The organism is Kitasatospora sp. NPDC058184, from assembly GCF_042883725.1.
Taxonomy (GTDB): Bacteria; Actinomycetota; Actinomycetes; order Streptomycetales; family Streptomycetaceae; genus Kitasatospora.
In genome coordinates, this window is the sequence record NZ_JBHVVE010000004.1 from 23,401 (window position 1) to 40,382 (window position 16,982).

Sequence of the window (16,982 nt, forward strand, 5' to 3'; positions counted from 1 at the left end):
CCCGAGGAGTAGGACGGGTGTGAAACGCGAGCAGAGACAGCGGCAGGACGACGAGTTCAGCGAGTTCGTCGCCGGGAGCGGTCGGCAACTGCTGCGGCTGGCCGAGCTGTTGACCGGCGACCCGGACCGGGCCAAGGACATCGTGCAGTCGGCGCTGGAGCGCGCCTACCTGCACTGGCACCGGATCACCGGGGACGACCCCACCGCGTACGTCCGCCGGATCGTGGTCAACCAGCACCGCGACTGGTGGCGCCGACTGCGCAACCACGAGCTGCCCGTCGAGCACACCCCCGACCGGCCGCTCTCCGACGACCTCGCCGAGCGGCAGGCCGAACGCGCCCTGCTGCACCAGGCGCTGGGCACCCTCACCCGCCGGGAGCGGACGGTCGTCGTGCTGCGGTACTACGGGGACCTCAGCGAGGCCGCCGTCGCGGCCGAACTGGGCATCGCCCAGGGCACGGTGAAGAGCACGCTGCACCGGGCCATGTCGAAGCTGCGCGCACTGCCCGAACTCGCCGACCGTTCCGGCGTGACGGCGAGTCCCACGACGCACATCGAGGTGACGGTATGAGCTTCGAACACCGGCTCGGCGAACTGCTCAAGGACCAGGACCCGTACGCGACCGGGCCGGACCCGGTGCCGATCATCGCCGCCGCCCGACGGCGCCGGGCCAGGCGCAGAGCCGGGACCGCCGCGGCCGCGGTCGCGGTGGCGCTGGTCTGCGGGGCGACGGCGGTGACGGCCGGCAGCGCCCGGCACGTCGGGCAGGTCGCGGGCGAGGCGGGGGCGGCGTTCAGCCCCGTCGCCGTCCCGAGCCCCACGCCCACCGCCACGCCGAGCCCCACGGCCACCGCCACGCCGCTGCCGCTCTCGCCGGTACGGCAGGTCGGCCCGGGGCAGCGCATCGAGATGGCGGCCGGCGCCCGGATGTGGGTCAGCCCGTTCGAGAAGTGCGACAACTACCAGACGGACGGCTCCGACTCCGGCACGGACTGCCGGGACGTGCGCAGCGACAACCTGGAGCACGACAGACCCGCCCTCTACGCCCAGTCGCACGGCGACCGCGACCGCTTCATCGTCGCGAGCTTCTACCTGGGCCCGGTCGCCCCGGCGAGGATCGTCGCGTTCACGGGGGGCAGGGCGACCGTCGCCACCCTGGTCAGCACCGTCGGAATGCAGCGGTGGATCGGCTACTACGTGGTGCTGCCGCCGCTGCCGGAGGCGGATCCGGCCGCCCACCGGCGTCCGGTGAGCCCGGCGATCGCGGCGTACGACTCCGAGGGCAGGCTCCTGGCGGAGCTGCCGGGCACCACCGCCGACGGCGCCGACGAGCGGGCCCCGCAGCAGCTGTGACCCGGTCCGCCCGCAGGTCCGCCCGCAGGTCTGCTCACAGCTCCGCTCACCGCTTCGCGTAGTCCGCGAAGCCCTGCCAGTCGACGATCACGCAGGGCTCGTCACCGACGGTCCAGGCGTCGTGCCCGGGCGGGCAGAGCATGAAGTCGCCGGGGCCCACTTCGGCCTCCTGGCCGCCGTCCATGACGATCCTCATCCGGCCGGAGAGCACGTACCCGGCGTGGGCGGCCTGGCAGCTCTCGGTCCCGGCGATCGGCTTCACGTGCTTGGACCACTGCCAACCCGGTTCGAACACGGCCCGGCCCACCGGGCCGCCGTCCAGGTTGACCAGCCGCAGTTCCCCCGTGCCCTCCTCGAAGGGGCGGACTTCCTCGGGATCGTCGAAGTTCCGCTGGTAGAGACCGGACATGGCGCACTCCTCTCCCGCGAGGACCGCCCGGCCGCCAGTGGGTGGCCGGGCCGGCCCTGCTGGCCCTTCCAGTCTGCGCCCGGATCGGGGATCGGTCACGTTGGGTGGTCGATCCCGGGGCGGGGCCGGGCGGGCCGGGCGGTCCGAGGGGCGCCCCGGGGCCGGAGGTCAGTCCCGGGTGCGGGCCACGCCGATCGGGCAGGAGGCGCCGGTACCGCCGAGACCGCAGTAGCCGTTGGGGTTCTTGGCCTCCGACAGGTACTGCTGGTGGTACGGCTCGGCCGGGAAGAACGGGCCGGCCGGGGCGATCTCGGTGGTGACCGGGCCGTAGCCGAGCGCGGTCAGCGAGGGCTGGAAGGCGTCCCGGGTGGCCACCGCGGCCTCGGCCTGGGCGGGGGAGTGGGTGTAGACGGCGGAGCGGTACTGGGTGCCCACGTCGTTGCCCTGGCGGTTGCCCTGGGTCGGGTCGTGCGCCTCCCAGAAGGTCTTCAGCAGCCGCTCGTACGGGATCACCGCCGGGTCGTACACCACCCGGACCGCCTCGGTGTGCCCGGTCAGCCCGCTGCACACCTCCTCGTACGTCGGGTTCGGGGTGTGGCCGCCCTGGTAGCCGACCAGCGTCGTCCAGACGCCGGGCAGCCGCCAGAAGGCGCGCTCGGCGCCCCAGAAGCAGCCCAGCCCGAAGTCGGCCACCTCCAGCCCCTCCGGGTACGGGCCGGACAGCGGGTGCCCGAGCACGGTGTGCGGCTCGGTCAGGGTGAAGGCCGGGGTGGGCCGGCCGGGCAGCGCCTGGTCGGCGGGGACCAGCGAGGTCTTGTGGCGGTTGAACAGCACGGCCTGCTCCAGCGGGTCGGGAAACCTGGCGCAGTGTCCAACGCGGACGGCCGCCCCCGGATTCCGGGAGCGGCCGTCCGTTCCGCGCGGGGGCCGGGAAGGCCCGCCGCGCGGTTTTCGCATGGTGAACACGTGTGCGAGAGGTGGAGGTCGCGGCGGCCCCGGGGGTTCGGCGCACCGGGGTTCCGGCCCGCCGTGCCCCCGCTCCGACCTGCGGGTTCGTCCCGGTTCCCGGTTCGTGCGGGCTTGGCGGCATTCGCACACTAGGCTCGGACCCATGACCGAGCACCAGCTTCCTCAGGGCTTCGAGACTCTCGCCATCCACGCGGGTCAGGAAGCAGACCCCCAGACCGGGGCTGTCGTCACGCCGATCTACCAGGTGTCCACCTACAAGCAGGACGGGGTGGGCGGCCTGCGGGGCGGCTACGAGTACAGCCGCAGCGCCAACCCGACCCGCACCGCGCTGGAGGAGTGCCTCGCGGCACTGGAGGGCGGCGCCCGCGGCCTCGCCTTCGCCTCCGGCCTGGCCGCCGAGGACACCCTGCTGCGGACCATCCTCAAGCCGGGCGACCACATCGTCATCCCCAACGACGCCTACGGCGGCACCTTCCGGCTGTTCGCCAAGGTGCTGACCCGCTGGGGCGTCGAGTTCTCCGTCGCCAACACCCAGGACCTGGCCACCGTCCGCGAGGCGCTGCGCCCCAACACCCGCGCGGTGTGGGTGGAGACCCCGTCCAACCCGCTGCTGGGCATCACCGACCTCACCGCGCTCGCCGAGATCGCGCACGGCGCCGGCGCGCTGCTGGTGGTCGACAACACTTTCGCCAGCCCGTACCTCCAGCAGCCGATCGCGCTCGGCGCGGACGCGGTCGTGCACTCCACCACCAAGTACATGGGCGGCCACTCGGACGTGGTCGGCGGTGCGCTGGTGCTGGCCGAGGCGGGCCTCGGCGAGGAGGTCGCGTACCACCAGAACGCGATGGGTGCCGTCTCCGGCCCGTTCGACGCCTGGCTGGTGCTGCGCGGCATCAAGACGCTGGGTGTCCGGATGGACCGGCACAGCGCCAACGCGGAGAAGGTCGCCGAGCTGCTGGCGAGCCACCCGAAGGTCAGCCAGGTGCTCTACCCGGGCCTGCCCGAGCACCCCGGCCACGACATCGCGGCCAAGCAGATGAAGGCCTTCGGCGGCATGGTCTCGTTCCGGGTCGCCGGCGGCGAGGAGGCGGCCGTCGAGGTCTGCAACCGCGCGCAGCTGTTCACCCTCGGCGAGTCGCTCGGCGGCGTCGAGTCGCTGATCGAGCACCCGGGCCGGATGACCCACGCCTCGGTGGCCGGTTCGGCGCTGGAGGTGCCGTCCGACCTGGTGCGCGTCTCGGTCGGCATCGAGTCGATCGACGACCTGCTGGCCGACCTCAAGCAGGCGCTGGGCTGAGCCGGTTGAGGGGCCCGAGGCCCCTCACTGCCCCTGCTGGTCCGCCGTGTACGACTCCATCGCGAGGTTGAAGCGGGCCAGCAGGGCGCAGAACGCGCGCTGTTCCTCCGGCGGCCAGCCGGCCACCAGGCGGCGGGTCAACTCGGCCCGGCCGTCCCGGACTTCGGTGAGCCGGCCGACGCCGTGCGAAGTCAGCGCGAGCCGTACGGCACGGCGGTCGGCCGGGTCCTGCACCCGGCCGACCAGCCCGGCCGCGACCAGCGGGGCGACCTGGCGGGTCACCGTGGAGGAGTCCACGCCCAGCGCCTCGGCCAGCGCCTTGACATTGGCCGGCCCGTGCCGCTCCAGCCGGTCGAGCAGCAGGTAGGCGGCCCGGTCCAGCACCCCGACCCCGCCACCGCCGGAGGTCCGGACCTGTTCCATTCGGCGCGCGAACACCGCGAGCTGGTACTGGAGTTGGGTGTGCACGGGGTCGGTGCGGTCGGTGGCCTGGGGCGAGGTCGTCGTCATCGCGGCTCACGATCGTCGTGCGGTGAGAGAGACTCAGAAGCAGCAGCGTACGCGGGCCGGGCGGGCCCGGGAACAGGCCCGGCATGCCGGATTGCCTCTCCCCGTCCCCGTACCCTGGCGCCATGCACACCTGGCCGATCACCCTCGACGACGTCCGCGGCGCCCAGAAGATGCTCGCCGGGGTCGCCCGGGTGACCCCGATGGAGGGCAGCCGGCACCTCTCCGGGCTGATCGGCGCGCCGGTCCACCTGAAGTGCGAGAACCTCCAGCGCACCGGGTCCTTCAAGCTGCGCGGGGCGTACGTGCGGATCGCGGGACTCTCGCCGGTGCAGCGGGCCGGCGGGGTGGTGGCGGCGAGCGCGGGGAACCACGCCCAGGGGGTGGCGCTGGCGGCCGCGCTGCTGGGCGTGCGCTCCACGGTGTTCATGCCGGTCGCGGCGCCGCTGCCGAAGGTCGCGGCCACCCGGGAGTACGGCGCCGAGGTGCGGCTGCACGGGGCCACCGTGGACGAGGCCCTGCAGGCCGCGCAGCGGTACGCGGAGGCGACCGGCGCGGTGTTCATCCACCCCTTCGACCACTGGGACGTGGTCACCGGCCAGGCGACCGTCGGGCTGGAGATCCTGGAGCAGTGCCCGGAGGTGCGGACCATCCTGGTCGGGGTGGGCGGCGGCGGGCTGCTGGCCGGGATCGCGGCGGCGGTCAAGCCGCTGCGGCCGGACGTGCGGGTGGTCGGGGTGCAGGCGGCCGGCGCCGCCGCGTACCCGCCCTCGCTGGCGGCGGGGCGCCCGGTGTCGCTGGAGCACTTCGCCACCATGGCGGACGGGATCATGGTCGGGCGCCCCGGCGACATCCCGTTCGAGGTGGTCAACACGCTGGCGGACGGCGTCCGGACGGTCTCCGAGGACGCGCTGTCGCGGGCGCTGCTGCTCGGGCTGGAGCGGCTGAAGCTGGTGGTCGAGCCGGCCGGGGCGGCCCCGATCGCGGCGCTGCTGGAGCAGCCGGACTCCTTCGAGGGGCCGGTGGTGGCGGTGCTGTCCGGCGGCAACATCGACCCGCAGCTGATGCAGCGGGTGCTGCGGCACGGGCTGGCGGCGGCCGGGCGCTACCTGTCGCTGCGGGTGCGGCTGGCGGACAAGCCGGGCGCGCTGGCCGACCTGTTGGGCGTGCTGACCAGGGTGGACGCCAACGTGCTGGACGTGGCGCACGTGCGGACCGACCCGCGGCTGGGGCTGACCGAGGTCGAGGTGGACCTGCACCTGGAGACCAAGGGGCCGGAGCACTGCGCGCTGGTGGTCGGGGAGCTGCGGGACGCGGGGTACGTGGTGGTCGCCGGCTGAGCTCCCGCCCTTGACGCGATATATCGCGTGCTGGGAGACTCGCGATACATCGCGTTCGAGTCCCACGGGCCGAGAATCGAGTCGCCTGTGTGCCCAAATTCGGGGCAAAGTGGGACAGATCGCCCCATACGTCCGAGGAGATGAGGCAAGGCCATGGCGCCAGCCATCCAAGCCGAGAACCTGGTGAAGACCTTCGGCGACGTACGAGCCCTGGACGGCGTCAGCCTCGACGTCCCCGAGGGAACGGTGCTCGGGCTGCTCGGCCCGAACGGCGCCGGGAAGACCACCACCGTGCGGGTCCTCACCACCCTGCTCCGCCCCGACTCCGGCCGCGCGGTGGTCGCCGGGGTCGACGTGCTCAAGCACCCCAACCAGGTCCGCAGCCTGATCGGCCTGTCCGGCCAGTACGCGGCGGTCGACGAGTACCTGACCGGCTTCGAGAACCTCACCATGGTCGGCGAGCTGTACCAGATGAGCAACCGCGCCGCGAAGGCCCGCGCGCTGGAGCTGCTGGAGTGGTTCAGCCTCACCGAGGCCAAGGACCGCACCGCCAAGACCTACTCCGGCGGTATGCGCCGACGCCTGGACCTCGCCGCCGCGCTGGTCGTCCGCCCGCCGGTGATGTTCCTGGACGAGCCGACCACCGGCCTCGACCCGCGCAACCGGCTCGCGCTCTGGGAGGTCATCGAGACGCTGGTCGAGCAGGGCACCACGCTGCTGCTCACCACCCAGTACCTGGAGGAGGCCGACCGGCTCGCCCACGACATCGCGGTGGTCAACCACGGCCGGGTGATCGCCCGCGGCACCGCCGACCAGCTCAAGGCGCAGATCGGCGGCGAGCGGATCGTGGTCGTGGTGCACGAGCCCGGCCTGGTCGGCGACGCGGTCGCCGCGCTGTCCCGCTACGCGCTGAGCGAGCCGACGGTGGAGAAGAACACCCGCCGGATCACCGTGCCGGTCAGCGGCGGCGCCCGGGTGCTCGCCGACGCGATCCGCGAACTCGACTCCCGCGGGATCGAGATGGACGACATCGGGCTGCGCCGCCCGACCCTGGACGACGTCTTCCTCACCCTCACCGGCCACGTCGCCGAGGAGCGGCCCGAGGAGGAGGACGGCGCCGACGCCAAGGCGCGCGGCCGGGGCAGGGGGAAGGGCGGCCCGGACGGCCCGGGCGGCCCGGGGCCGGACAAGCGGGCCGTCGCGGCCGGGAAGGAGAGCTGAGATGACCACCGCCACCGAGCACGCCATCGGACCGGCGATACCCAGGCAGCGCCGGGGGATCGCCGCCTCCCTGCACGACTCCTGGGTGGTCGCCAAGCGCAACCTGCGCCGGATGACCCGCATCCCGGAGATCGTGGTCTTCGGGCTGATGCAGCCGGTCATGTTCGTGCTGCTGTTCTCGTACGTGATGGGCGGGGCGATCAAGATCCCCGGCACCGACTCCAGCTCGGACACGTACATCCAGTACCTGATGGCCGGAATCTTCGCCCAGACCGTCACCTTCGCCGTCGCCGGCGCCTCGGCGGGCATCGCGGAGGACATGAGCAAGGGGCTGGTGGACCGGTTCCGCTCGCTGCCGATGGCCCGCTCCGCGGTGCTCGTCGGCCGCACCCTCGCGGACCTGTGCCAGACCGCGTTCACCCTGGTCGTGCTGGCGGTGGTCGCGCTGCTGGTCGGCTGGCGGATCCACGAGGGCGTGCTCAAGGCGCTCGGTGCCTTCGGCCTGCTGCTCCTGCTCGGCTACGCCTTCTCCTGGATCGGCGCGCTGATCGGCCTGTCGGTGCGCAGCCCCGAGGCGGCCACCTCGGCCGGGCTGATCTGGCTGTTCCCGCTGACCTTCGTGTCCAACGCCTTCGTGCCGGTCACCTCGATGCCGGGCTGGCTCCAGGGGATCGCGTACTGGAACCCGTTCAGCGCCACCGTGCAGGCCTGCCGGGTGCTGTTCGGCAACCAGGTCGGGCCGGTGGACAGCGCCTGGCCGATGCAGCACGCGGCGCTGGTGTCGGTGCTGTGGTCGATCGTGATCACCGCGGTGTTCTCCTGGCTGGCGGTGCGCAAGTACCGCTCCTCCACCGCCTGACCGGGCCCCTGGGTTGATCGGGCCCCGGAGCTGATCGGGTCTTCGGGCTGATCGGGTCCCGTGCCCGGCCCCGCCCGGAACGCCGGAGGGCGGCCGCGGAAGTCCCTGACTCCCGCGGCCGCCCCCGTGTCGTGGCGCGGCCGGATCAGCCGGCGTGCGGCACGACCTTGACGATCTTCACCATGGCCGGCTTGCCGTTCGGCAGCTCGTAGGTGGCCTCGTCACCGATCCGCTTGCCGTCGATCGCGCGGCCCAGCGGGGACTGCGGCGAGTAGACGTCCAGCTCGTCCGAGCCCGCGACCTCGCGGGAGGCGAGCAGGAACTCCATGAGGTCGTCCTCGTCGCCGTCGAAGGCGACCGTGACGACCATGCCCGGGGCCACCATGCCCGAGTCGGCCGGCGCCTCGCCGACCTTGGCGCGCTCCAGCAGCTGGGTGAGCTGACGGATCCGCAGCTCGTACTTGCCCTGCTCCTCCTTCGCCGCGTGGTAGCCGGCGTTCTCCTTGAGGTCCCCCTCCTCGCGCGCCGCCTCGATCTTCTGGGCGATCTCGATGCGCCAGGGCCCGGTCAGGTGGTCCAGCTCGGCCTTGAGCTGGTCGTAGCCGGCCTGAGTGAGCCAGGTCACGTTCTCACTGGTCTGGGTCACGGGTGCTCCTCGTAGGTGCTGGGGCTGTGCTGAGGGTGTGAGTCGTCAGCAGGGGTCGGTGGTGATATCGGTCTCAACTACAAAGCAACGCCCGCTCCCGTACCATCCGGTGCGGAAGGGGCGAAACCACGAGCCTAACAAGTCCTGCTGACAAGCGGGAGGGGCGTTTGCGCGCCATTGACGGCGGCGTTACGCCGAGGTGTACAGCAACCGGGTGCGGGACCCTCTACGGATGCCCGTTCTCCGGATCGAATATGCGCGCCGCCCCGGTCGGGGTGCGCTGTCCGGCCCGGGCGCGCCGCCCGCCCGGGGCGCGTTGCGCGGTGCGGGTGCGCTACTTGGCGGGGGCGCGCTACTTGGCGGGGGTGCAGCCCAGCAGCTCGGCGGTGGTGCCGCGCGAGGTGGTGCGCAGGGTGACCACCGCGTCGTAGCTGGAGCCGGCCGCCGGGACGGGGAAGTCGGCCACCCCGACCACCCCGTGGTCGTCGCCCTGCGAGCGGACCGTGCAGCTGCCGGCCTGCCCGCTGCTCTTGCGCACGGTGAGGTGCAGCTGGACCTCGGAGTCGGAGAGCACCTCGAAGGTCGGCACCGAGCCGTTGATCTTCGACTCGCGCAGCATGTAGGAGCCGCCCAGCCAGGCGATCAGGCCCAGGCCCAGCACGCCGCAGACCGCGCCGATCACCTTCAGGCGGCGGTCCGAGTCGCGGTCGCCGCCACGGCCGTAGCGCCCCTCGGGCGGTGCGGTGGCGGTGGTGTCTGCACTCATCGGACTCCGTCCTCTCCTGGGGGAGGGGCCGCCCGGGGTGGTGCGGGGGAATGCGACGCTCCTCCAGTCCGTCACTATAGGAGGGGCACGCCCGCGGCCGGTCCGGCGGGGGCAGGGCTCGGCCGCGCCGGCGACGATCCGCGGCCCGGCCCCGCGGCGACGCGGTCCCGGAGTGAGCGGTTCGTACGGTGGGCAGACCCGGACTTCGCGGAACGCCCGACAAGTGTGGAAGGAACGCAAGGCGTTGACTGAGCAGTTGCGACTGATGGCGGTGCACGCCCACCCGGACGACGAGTCCAGCAAGGGCGCGGCCACCATGGCCATGTACGTCGAGCAGGGCGTGGACGTGCTGGTGGCCACCTGCACGGGGGGCGAGCGCGGGTCGGTCCTCAACCCCAAGCTCCAGGGGGACCCGTACATCGAGGAGAACATCCACGAGGTGCGCCGCAAGGAGATGGACGAGGCGCGGGCGATCCTCGGCGTCGACCAGGCCTGGCTGGGCTTCGTCGACTCCGGGCTGCCCGAGGGGGACCCGCTGCCCCCGCTGCCCGAGGGCTGCTTCGCCCTCCAGGACGTCGAGGCGGCGGCGGAGCCGCTGGTCCGGCTGATCCGCGAGTTCAAGCCGCAGGTCATCACGACCTACGACGAGAACGGCGGCTACCCGCACCCGGACCACATCATGACCCACAAGATCACCATGCTGGCCTTCGACGCCGCGGGTGACCCGGACGCCTACCCGGAGGCCGGCGAGCCCTGGCAGCCGCTGAAGCTGTACTACAACCACGGCTTCCCGATGGGCCGCATCCGGGCCCTGCACGAGTACCTCACCGAGCACGGCCACGAGTCGCCGTACGGCGAGTGGATCGAGGGCTGGGAGAAGAGCGGCCGCAAGGAGCGCGAGATCACCACCCGGGTCCGCTGCGGCGACTGGTTCGAGACCCGCGACCGCGCGCTGATCGCCCACGCGACCCAGATCGACCCGGACGGCCCGTGGTTCCGCGTCCCGCTGGAGGTCCAGCGCGAGGTCTGGCCCACCGAGGACTACGAGCTCGCCCGTACCCTGGTCGACGTCGACCTGCCGGAGGACGACCTGTTCGCCGGCCTGCGCACCCCCACGCTGGCGGCCGAGGCCGCCGACACGCGCGACTGAACCACCCCCCGATGGCCCGGCTCCCCGTGAGCCGGGCCACCATAGAGATATGAGCGCCTCCGTGAACCTCGTCAATCTCGCCGCTGACCTCGCCGTCGACGACGCCAAGGTCACCCCCGGCCTCCTCGGCTTCGTCGTCTTCGCCGCCCTCGGCGTCGCGACCTGGTTCCTGGCCAAGTCGATGAACCGGCAATTCAAGAAGGTCGACTTCGTCGAGGAGCCGGAGGGCCCGAAGGAGTGAGCCGTCGGCCGGTCCCCCGTGGGGGCCGGCCTTCTCCGGAACCGGCTGGGGCCCGTCTACGGTGAGAGCCGTCCGCGGGCCCGCCTTCGGTGAAGCGTCCGCGGGGTCCGTCTTCGGTGAAGCCGTCCTGGCGGGCCGTCAGGCTTCGTAGGATCCCGAACCATGACGTGGTCGTGGCACACCGTGGTGCGCAGGGCGGGGTACGGAACGGCGGCGGCGGGGGTGCTGGCGGCCGCGCTGGCCGGGTCGGGGGACCCGGGGCCGCTGATCGTCGGCTCCGGCGCGGTGGCGGTGGTGGCCGGGCTGTTCCCGGTGCTCTGGGCCCCGGGGCGGGTCGGCGCGGTGGGCCCCTCGGTGCTGGCCGCCTGCGCGGTGTCGCTGCTGGTGACGGCCGGCTACCGGGGGCCGGCGTCCGGCGGCATCGAGTTGTGGTGGCTGCTGGAGGCCGTCGCGCTGCTCGCGCCGGTCGTCCCCGCGGTGCGCAGGCTGTCCCCGGCCGCCGCCTTCGGCCACGGCACGCTGCTGGTGGCGGCGGTGGCGCTGCTGCCGCTGCGGATCGCCCTCTGGGCCGAGCCGCCGGCCCCGCCCGTGGTGACCGTCAAGCTCTGCCTGGGCTCGGCCCTGCTGGCCTGCGTGGTGGTCGGGGTCGGCCGCTACCTGCGCTCGATGGACACCCGCGCGCGGGCGGCGGTGGTGGCCGAGCGGCGGGCGCAGCGCCTGGACCTGGCCCGAGACCTGCACGACTTCGCCGCGCACGACGTCACCGGGGTCGTGGTGCTGGCCCAGGCCGCGCAGGTGCTGGCCCAGAAGGACCCGGGGCGGGTGGTCGAGCTGCTGGCGGGGATCGAGGCGGCCGGTCGGCAGGCACTGGTCACCATGGACCGGACGGTCCAGGTCTTCACGGCGGACGACGCCGATCCGGAGCCGCGCGGGTCCGGGGCGGTCGCGACGGCCGACCGGGGCGCGGGGCGGGCGGCGGCGGGGGGAGCCGGTGCGCGCAGTCTGCGCCGTGACCTGAGCGAACTGCCCGCGCTGGCCGAGCGGTTCACCCGCAGCGGTTCCGCGCGGGTGCGGCTGGAGGCCCCGGCGGAGGCCGAACTGGCGGCGGTGCCGGCGGCGATCAGCGGGCTCGGCTACCGGCTGGTGGTGGAGGCGCTGACGAACGTCCGACGGCACGCGCCCGGGGCCCGGGAGGTGGCGATCGAGGTCGGCCCGGACCGGTGCGGCGGGCGGCCGGCGTTGCGCGTCACGGTCACCGACGACGGGGCGCCGGACGGGGCCGGGGGCTCCGGCGGTGCGGACGGCGGCGTGGGTGGTGCGGGTGGCACGGGCGGCGCGGGCGGTGTCGGCGTCGGGCTCGGCGGGGCCGAGCGGGAGGGCGGCGGCTTCGGCCTCGCGGGCCTGCGGGAGCGGGTGGAGGCGGCCGGCGGCGAGCTGACGGTCGGGCCGGGGCCGGAGGGCGGCTGGCGGGTCGACGCGGTGCTGCCGACGGAGGGTGTGGCGGGCCTCGGGGGCTGACCGGGCGGGGTGGTTCCGTCGGGGCCGTCCGGAGGGCTGATTCGAGCCCGCTGACGGGTCCATCCAGGCCATTCGGCACATCCGGAGGCGCCGATTTCGGCGTTCTCGACGATCAAATGGGCCGATCGGCCGATGGCGACGCGCCTCGCGGGCGGGCAAGGATGTCGGTGCGGCGATCAGGGTGCGGGGTTCCCCTGGGCCGTCCCGATGCATGAACCCCGATCGGGGGATCAGTCTGTGATTCGCATTGCGATGTCCGCCGAGGATCTGGCTCGTGTACGAATTGCTGGAAATGTCGACCAGGAGATGGAGGCGGTGCTGGCACTGGAGGCGTGGCGGAGCGGCGGGGAATTCTTCCGCCCCTGGCAGCGGGCCGTCCGCGGGCAATTGGCGCGGCAGCCGGTGCTGGCCGAGCGGCTGCGGCGCCTTTCGGGAGCCAACGGTGGTTTCCGGGACGTACTGCGGGTGTGGGCGAATGGCCGGATCGTGTCGTCCGGTCGCGGCGCCGAATCGGTGGTCCAGCGGGCCGACGTCGCGGCGGCGGTCCGCGAGTTCCACCGGGTGGCGCTGCAGCCCTGCTGGGCGGACGTCCGGTCCCGGCTGGAGGCGGAGCGGGACGCCCGCCGCCAGATCGCCGGCCGCGGCGGGGTGGACGCGCTGCTCGGCACGCTGCACCCGCGGATCCGCTGGACCGCCCCGGTGCTGGAGATCCCCGCCGAGCGGGACGTCGAACTCACCCTCGACGGGCGGGGGTTGCGGCTGGCCCCGTCGCTCTTCCTGCAGGGCGCCGGGGTGGTGCTCCGGCCCCGGCACGGGGAGCCCGAGGAGGCTCCGACGCTGCTCTTCGCGATGCGTCCCGACCGGATCGGCCTCCCCGTGCCCGTGGGGGCGCGGGAGGCGGCGGAGAGCGCGGGCCGGGGCGGGGAGGAGTCGCTGGCCGCCCTGGTCGGCCGGACCAGGGCCGCGGCCCTGCAGGCCCTGCTGGACGGCTGTACCACCGGCGAGTTGGCGGGGCGGCTCGGAGTGACGGCCTCGGCGGTCAGCCAGCACACCGCCGTGCTGAGGGCGTCCGGGCTGATCGACACCCGGCGCTGCGGCAACGGCGTGCTGCACACCGTCACCCCGCTGGGTCGGGCACTGCTGCGCGGCGAGGCCCCGTCGGGCGGGGAGGGGCGGCCCCTCGGCGGCGCGGCCCCGCGGTGGATCGGGGACCGTCGGCGGGCGCTGCGATGAGCGGCCGGTGCGGCCGGCGGCGGCTGAGCGGGCGGGCCCGCTCAGCCGCGCTCGGTCAGGCCCGACTCCCAGGCCCAGGTGGCGATGCCCACCCGGTTGCGGGCCTTCAACTTGCGCTGGAGGTTGGCCAGGTGGGTCTTGACGGTGCTCAGCGAGATGAACAGCTCGGCGCCGATGTCGGAGTTGGTCAGCCCCTCGGCGACCAGGACGGCGATCTCCTCCTCGCGGCTGGTCAGCGGCTCGACGGGGGAGCGGTCGACCCGGCGCGGGCCGGTGAAACGGTGCAGCAGGCGGGTGGTGATCTGCGGGCTGATCAGCGAGTCGCCGACCACCGCCGAGCGGATCGCCTCGGCGAGCAGCGCGGGTCCCGAGTGCTTGAGCAGGAAGCCGCAGGCGCCGTTGCGCAGCGCGGTGTGCACGTACTCGTCGAGGTCGAAGGTGGTCACCACCACGACCTTCACCTCCGGGGTGATGCCGGCCAGCCGACGGGTGACCTCCAGTCCGTCCAGCTCCGGCATCCGGATGTCGACCAGCAGGACGTCCGGCCGCAGGGTGCGGACGGCCTCCAGGGCCTCCAGGCCGTCCGCGGCCTCGGCCACGACCTCCATGTCGGGCTGGGCCGCCAGGATGTGCCGGAACCCCTGGCGGACGCTCGCCTGGTCGTCGGCGATCACGACACGCGTCTTCATGGCGTCATGATCGCACGGGCTTTCGGCGCCCCCGAAGTGAAGGCCGGGATTCCGCCTGGTATGCGCCGGATTCAGTTTCCGCTTAACACCGTTGTCACATGACGGGGAGTCCGGGAAGGATGGTTCCTGTCGGAACGGGGAGTCGGAGCTTCGAAGGTTCCGGCGGAAACCGGAATTCGGTTCAGCGGATATTCGAAAGGGGGCGGACGGCGAAGTGGACGCGAAATACGAGTCGTATGCGATAGCCGACCCGGTGTGGTACGACGCCCTGGAGCGGTGTGACGACCGGGCCTCCCGGTTCACACCGGGCGGGGGCGCGCTGCCCGAGGGCTGGCGCGGCCGCACCCAGGGTGTGTGGGAGGTGCTGGCGCCTTCCGGCGCCCCGCAGCTGCCGGAACAGGGCTGGAAGGTCCACGTCAGCGCCACGCCCGAATCCGCCGAGGAGACGATCGAGACGGCCTGGCGGGTCTGCCGCCGGCTCGGGCTGCCCTGGAAGTACCTGCGCAGCCGGCTGGTGGTCGCGGTGACGAACGCCAAGTACGCCGACCGGTCCGCCAGCGGCAAGGTCGTCACCGTCTACCCGAGGACGGCCGAGGAACTGGAGACCGTCCTCGCCGAGCTGGAGGAGGCGTTGGGCGGCCGCCCCGGCCCGTACGTCCTGTCCGACCTGCGGTGGAACCAGGGCCCGGTGTCGGTGCGCTACGGGGGCTTCGCCCTGATGTGGTGCGAGCTGCCGGACGGCACCAGGGTGCCCGCGGTGAAGGACCCGGACGGCCGGCTGGTGCCGGACGCCAGGCGCCCGCGCTTCACCGTCCCGGAGTGGGCCTCCACCCCGGACTTCCTGGCCGCGCGGATCGCCGCGGCCGCCGACGACGCGGGAGCCGGCCTCGGCCGCTACCGGGTGGTCAAGGCGCTGCACTTCTCCAACGCCGGCGGGGTCTACCTCGCCGAGGACGAGGGCGGCCGACAGGTCGTCATCAAGGAGGCCCGCCCGCACGCCGGGCTGGACGCCTCGGAGACGGACGCGGTGGCCCGGCTGCTGGTCGAGCGGGACGCCCTGGAGCGGCTCGGCCACCTGCCGTTCGTGCCGGAGCTGTACGAGTACTTCACCAGCTGGGAGCACCACTACCTGGTGATGGAGTACATCCCCGGCGAGTCCTTCAGCGCCTGGCTGGGCCGGGAGTACCCGCTCACCCGGCACCGGCCGGACGCCCGGGCGCTGGCCGACTTCGCGGGGCTCGCGGTCACCCGGCTCGCGCTGGTCGAGGAGTGCGTCGCGGCGCTGCACCGGGAGGGGGTGGCCTTCGGGGACCTCCACCACCGCAACATCATGATCCGTCCGGACGGCACCGTCGCCCTGATCGACTTCGAACTCTCGACGCCGCTGGACACCCCGCGCCGACGCACCCTCGGGGCGCCCGGCTTCACCGACCCGGAGATCACCGACGCCCGCGAGGCCGACCTGTTCGCGCTCGGCTGCTGCCAGCTCGCCGCCTTCGTCGCGCTGACCACGCTCACCAGGCGCAACCCGGCCGTCGTCGGCGGGCTGCTGGACCTCGTCGCGGAGTGCTTCCCGACGGTGCCCGCCGGCTTCGCCGAACGGATGACGGGGCGGCTCGCCCTCTCCCCGGCACTGCGCCCCCACCTCGGGGCCCGGCCCGCGGCCGGCGCCCGGGCGGAGCTCACCGCCGTGGCCCTGCTGCGCGGCATCGACGCGGCGGCGACCCCGGAGCGGGAGGACCGCCTCCACCCCGGCGACGTGGCCGGGCTGCGCCCCGGCGGCGCGCTCGGGCTGGCGTACGGTTCCTCCGGCGTGCTCCTCGCCCGGCACCTGGCCGGGGCCGCACCGGGCGGGGAACAGCTGGACTGGCTCGCCGCCGCCGTGCGGCGCGCCCCCGCGGACACGCCCGTCGGGCTGTACGACGGGCTGGCCGGAGCCGGCTGGCTGTTCCACCGGCTCGGGCACCCGGACGCCGCGAACGTGGTGGACCGGCTGCTGGCCGGCCCGCCGCCCTCCTCGCTCGGCCTGTACGGCGGCCTGACGGGCGTCGCCCAGCTGCTGCTGGAGGCCGGAGCGACGGACGAGGCGCTCGCCCTGGCCGCCAAGGCCGCCGGGCGGATCGGCGAGGCCGGGCTGCTGGACCGCCCGGGTCTGCTGCGCGGCTGGTCCGGACCGGCGGTGCTGTTCGCCCGCTGCGCCCGCCTCACCGGCGACACGGCCTGGGCCGAGGCCGCCGAACGCGCCGTCCGCTGCGACCTGCGGCACGGCCGGCTGGTCGACGACATGCTGCAGACGTACAGCTCGGGCCGGCTGCTGCCGTACCTGGCGGAGGGCTCGGCCGGAGTGGCGCTCGCCGTCCTGGCCCTGCCCGCCGCGCAGGCCGAAGCCCTCGACGCCGAGCGGGTGCTGGAGGCCGCGGCCCGGGCCGGCGCGGTCCGCGTGGTCGTCCAGGGCGGGCTGTTCAACGGCCGCGCCGGGCTCGCCTACACCCTGTTCCAGGTCGCCGCCCGCCTGCCGCGCTGGCGGGCCGAGGCGGAGGAGCAACTCCGGCTGGTGGACCTCCACCTGGCCCCCCATCAGGACGGCAGCGTCCTGCACGGGGACCAGCTGATCCGGCTCTCCACCGACCTGGCCACCGGCTCCGCCGGCGCCCTGCTGGCGCTGGCCGCCGCCAAGAGCCCCGGGCAGTGCCTGCTCCCCGGCGCCCACCCCGTCCACGGGTGGACGCCGGAGCGGGCCGAGCCCGGTACCCCGTCCCGGCGAGACGACGAGGGGAGGTGACT

At 73.9% G+C, this 16,982-nt stretch carries 17 protein-coding genes; 11 read left to right on the forward strand and 6 right to left on the reverse strand.

The genetic code is table 11. From position 1 onward, the window contains the following. The first annotated feature begins 19 nt into the window (after positions 1-19). Both ACFVXH_RS08740 and ACFVXH_RS08745 read left to right on the forward strand, forming a co-directional pair. Entirely contained in the window at positions 20-571 is a 552-nt protein-coding gene (locus ACFVXH_RS08740; protein WP_053112304.1) for a SigE family RNA polymerase sigma factor, read from the forward strand. Beyond that, positions 568-1,353 (forward strand): hypothetical protein, encoded by a 786-nt coding sequence (locus ACFVXH_RS08745; protein WP_387821690.1) that lies wholly within the window; start codon positions 568-570, stop codon positions 1,351-1,353. The genes ACFVXH_RS08740 and ACFVXH_RS08745 overlap by 4 nt, the downstream gene beginning before the upstream one ends. Positions 1,354-1,399: 46 nt before the next feature. Here the strand turns inward: ACFVXH_RS08745 and ACFVXH_RS08750 are convergent, their stop codons facing one another. Together ACFVXH_RS08750 and msrA are read right to left on the reverse strand one after the other, a co-directional pair. Continuing rightward, positions 1,400-1,762: a cupin domain-containing protein gene (locus ACFVXH_RS08750; protein WP_049654704.1), complete on the reverse strand. Its 363-nt coding sequence runs from the start codon at positions 1,760-1,762 to the stop codon at positions 1,400-1,402. 168 nt (positions 1,763-1,930) lie between these two features. After that, positions 1,931-2,596, reverse strand: coding sequence for a peptide-methionine (S)-S-oxide reductase MsrA (msrA, locus tag ACFVXH_RS08755; protein ID WP_049654705.1), 666 nt, complete (start codon positions 2,594-2,596; stop codon positions 1,931-1,933). A 277-nt stretch (positions 2,597-2,873) separates the two neighbouring features. On the opposite strand from msrA, the gene ACFVXH_RS08760 reads away from it, so the two are divergent. After that, positions 2,874-4,028, forward strand: a complete 1,155-nt coding sequence (locus ACFVXH_RS08760; protein WP_049654707.1) for a cystathionine gamma-synthase — start codon at positions 2,874-2,876, stop codon at positions 4,026-4,028. A 24-nt stretch (positions 4,029-4,052) separates the two neighbouring features. Here ACFVXH_RS08760 and ACFVXH_RS08765 read toward each other — a convergent pair whose 3' ends face one another. After that, positions 4,053-4,538 carry a MarR family winged helix-turn-helix transcriptional regulator gene (locus ACFVXH_RS08765; protein ID WP_049654708.1) on the reverse strand — a complete coding sequence of 162 codons (486 nt, stop codon included), beginning with the start codon at positions 4,536-4,538 and terminating at the stop codon, positions 4,053-4,055. A 122-nt stretch (positions 4,539-4,660) separates the two neighbouring features. Here ACFVXH_RS08765 and ilvA point away from each other — a divergent pair, with 122 nt between their 5' ends. From ilvA to ACFVXH_RS08780, 3 genes are all read left to right on the forward strand, one after another. Next, entirely contained in the window at positions 4,661-5,875 is a 1,215-nt protein-coding gene (ilvA, locus tag ACFVXH_RS08770) for a threonine ammonia-lyase (protein ID WP_074001308.1), read from the forward strand. 153 nt (positions 5,876-6,028) lie between these two features. After that, positions 6,029-7,096: an ATP-binding cassette domain-containing protein gene (locus tag ACFVXH_RS08775; protein WP_079271856.1), complete on the forward strand. Its 1,068-nt coding sequence runs from the start codon at positions 6,029-6,031 to the stop codon at positions 7,094-7,096. A gap of 1 nt (position 7,097) precedes the next feature. Continuing rightward, positions 7,098-7,955, forward strand: a complete 858-nt coding sequence (locus ACFVXH_RS08780) for an ABC transporter permease (RefSeq protein WP_049654712.1) — start codon at positions 7,098-7,100, stop codon at positions 7,953-7,955. Positions 7,956-8,100: 145 nt separating this feature from the next. Here the strand turns inward: ACFVXH_RS08780 and greA are convergent, their stop codons facing one another. Beyond that, positions 8,101-8,601 (reverse strand): transcription elongation factor GreA, encoded by a 501-nt coding sequence (gene greA, locus ACFVXH_RS08785; protein WP_049654713.1) that lies wholly within the window; start codon positions 8,599-8,601, stop codon positions 8,101-8,103. 352 nt (positions 8,602-8,953) lie between these two features. Continuing rightward, positions 8,954-9,367, reverse strand: coding sequence for a DUF4307 domain-containing protein (locus ACFVXH_RS08790; RefSeq protein WP_049654714.1), 414 nt, complete (start codon positions 9,365-9,367; stop codon positions 8,954-8,956). Positions 9,368-9,611: 244 nt separating this feature from the next. On the opposite strand from ACFVXH_RS08790, the gene mca reads away from it, so the two are divergent. The 4 genes from mca to ACFVXH_RS08810 all read left to right on the forward strand — a co-directional run bounded on the left by mca (position 9,612) and on the right by ACFVXH_RS08810 (position 13,509). Then, complete coding sequence (mca, locus tag ACFVXH_RS08795; protein ID WP_049654715.1) at positions 9,612-10,517, forward strand: mycothiol conjugate amidase Mca; 906 nt, start codon at positions 9,612-9,614, stop codon at positions 10,515-10,517. 49 nt (positions 10,518-10,566) lie between these two features. Further along, on the forward strand, positions 10,567-10,758 hold the full coding sequence (locus ACFVXH_RS08800) for a hypothetical protein (protein ID WP_049654716.1): 192 nt from the start codon (positions 10,567-10,569) through the stop codon (positions 10,756-10,758). Between the two features lie 162 nt (positions 10,759-10,920). Further along, positions 10,921-12,276, forward strand: coding sequence for a sensor histidine kinase (locus tag ACFVXH_RS08805; protein WP_375874183.1), 1,356 nt, complete (start codon positions 10,921-10,923; stop codon positions 12,274-12,276). Positions 12,277-12,591: 315 nt separating this feature from the next. Continuing rightward, the gene (locus tag ACFVXH_RS08810; protein ID WP_380743408.1) at positions 12,592-13,509 is read left to right on the forward strand and encodes an ArsR/SmtB family transcription factor; all 918 of its coding nucleotides are present in this window, start codon (positions 12,592-12,594) and stop codon (positions 13,507-13,509) included. Between the two features lie 41 nt (positions 13,510-13,550). Here the strand turns inward: ACFVXH_RS08810 and ACFVXH_RS08815 are convergent, their stop codons facing one another. Beyond that, positions 13,551-14,198: a response regulator transcription factor gene (locus ACFVXH_RS08815; protein WP_049659617.1), complete on the reverse strand. Its 648-nt coding sequence runs from the start codon at positions 14,196-14,198 to the stop codon at positions 13,551-13,553. Between the two features lie 214 nt (positions 14,199-14,412). Between ACFVXH_RS08815 and lanKC the strand changes: the two genes are divergently transcribed. Continuing rightward, entirely contained in the window at positions 14,413-16,980 is a 2,568-nt protein-coding gene (lanKC, locus tag ACFVXH_RS08820; RefSeq protein ID WP_387821699.1) for a class III lanthionine synthetase LanKC, read from the forward strand. The last annotated feature ends 2 nt before the right edge of the window (positions 16,981-16,982 follow it).

What these genes read in the sequence shown, in the direction of transcription:
- ACFVXH_RS08745 (WP_387821690.1), top strand. Translation starts at nt 568, where the DNA reads ATGAGCTTCGAACACCGGCTCGGCGAACTGCTCAAGGACCAGGACCCG.
- ACFVXH_RS08750 (WP_049654704.1), bottom strand. Translation starts at nt 1,762, where the DNA reads ATGTCCGGTCTCTACCAGCGGAACTTCGACGATCCCGAGGAAGTCCGC.
- ACFVXH_RS08760 (WP_049654707.1), top strand. Translation starts at nt 2,874, where the DNA reads ATGACCGAGCACCAGCTTCCTCAGGGCTTCGAGACTCTCGCCATCCAC.
- ACFVXH_RS08765 (WP_049654708.1), bottom strand. Translation starts at nt 4,538, where the DNA reads ATGACGACGACCTCGCCCCAGGCCACCGACCGCACCGACCCCGTGCAC.
- ilvA (WP_074001308.1), top strand. Translation starts at nt 4,661, where the DNA reads ATGCACACCTGGCCGATCACCCTCGACGACGTCCGCGGCGCCCAGAAG.
- ACFVXH_RS08775 (WP_079271856.1), top strand. Translation starts at nt 6,029, where the DNA reads ATGGCGCCAGCCATCCAAGCCGAGAACCTGGTGAAGACCTTCGGCGAC.
- ACFVXH_RS08780 (WP_049654712.1), top strand. Translation starts at nt 7,098, where the DNA reads ATGACCACCGCCACCGAGCACGCCATCGGACCGGCGATACCCAGGCAG.
- ACFVXH_RS08790 (WP_049654714.1), bottom strand. Translation starts at nt 9,367, where the DNA reads ATGAGTGCAGACACCACCGCCACCGCACCGCCCGAGGGGCGCTACGGC.
- ACFVXH_RS08800 (WP_049654716.1), top strand. Translation starts at nt 10,567, where the DNA reads ATGAGCGCCTCCGTGAACCTCGTCAATCTCGCCGCTGACCTCGCCGTC.
- ACFVXH_RS08805 (WP_375874183.1), top strand. Translation starts at nt 10,921, where the DNA reads ATGACGTGGTCGTGGCACACCGTGGTGCGCAGGGCGGGGTACGGAACG.
- ACFVXH_RS08815 (WP_049659617.1), bottom strand. Translation starts at nt 14,198, where the DNA reads ATGAAGACGCGTGTCGTGATCGCCGACGACCAGGCGAGCGTCCGCCAG.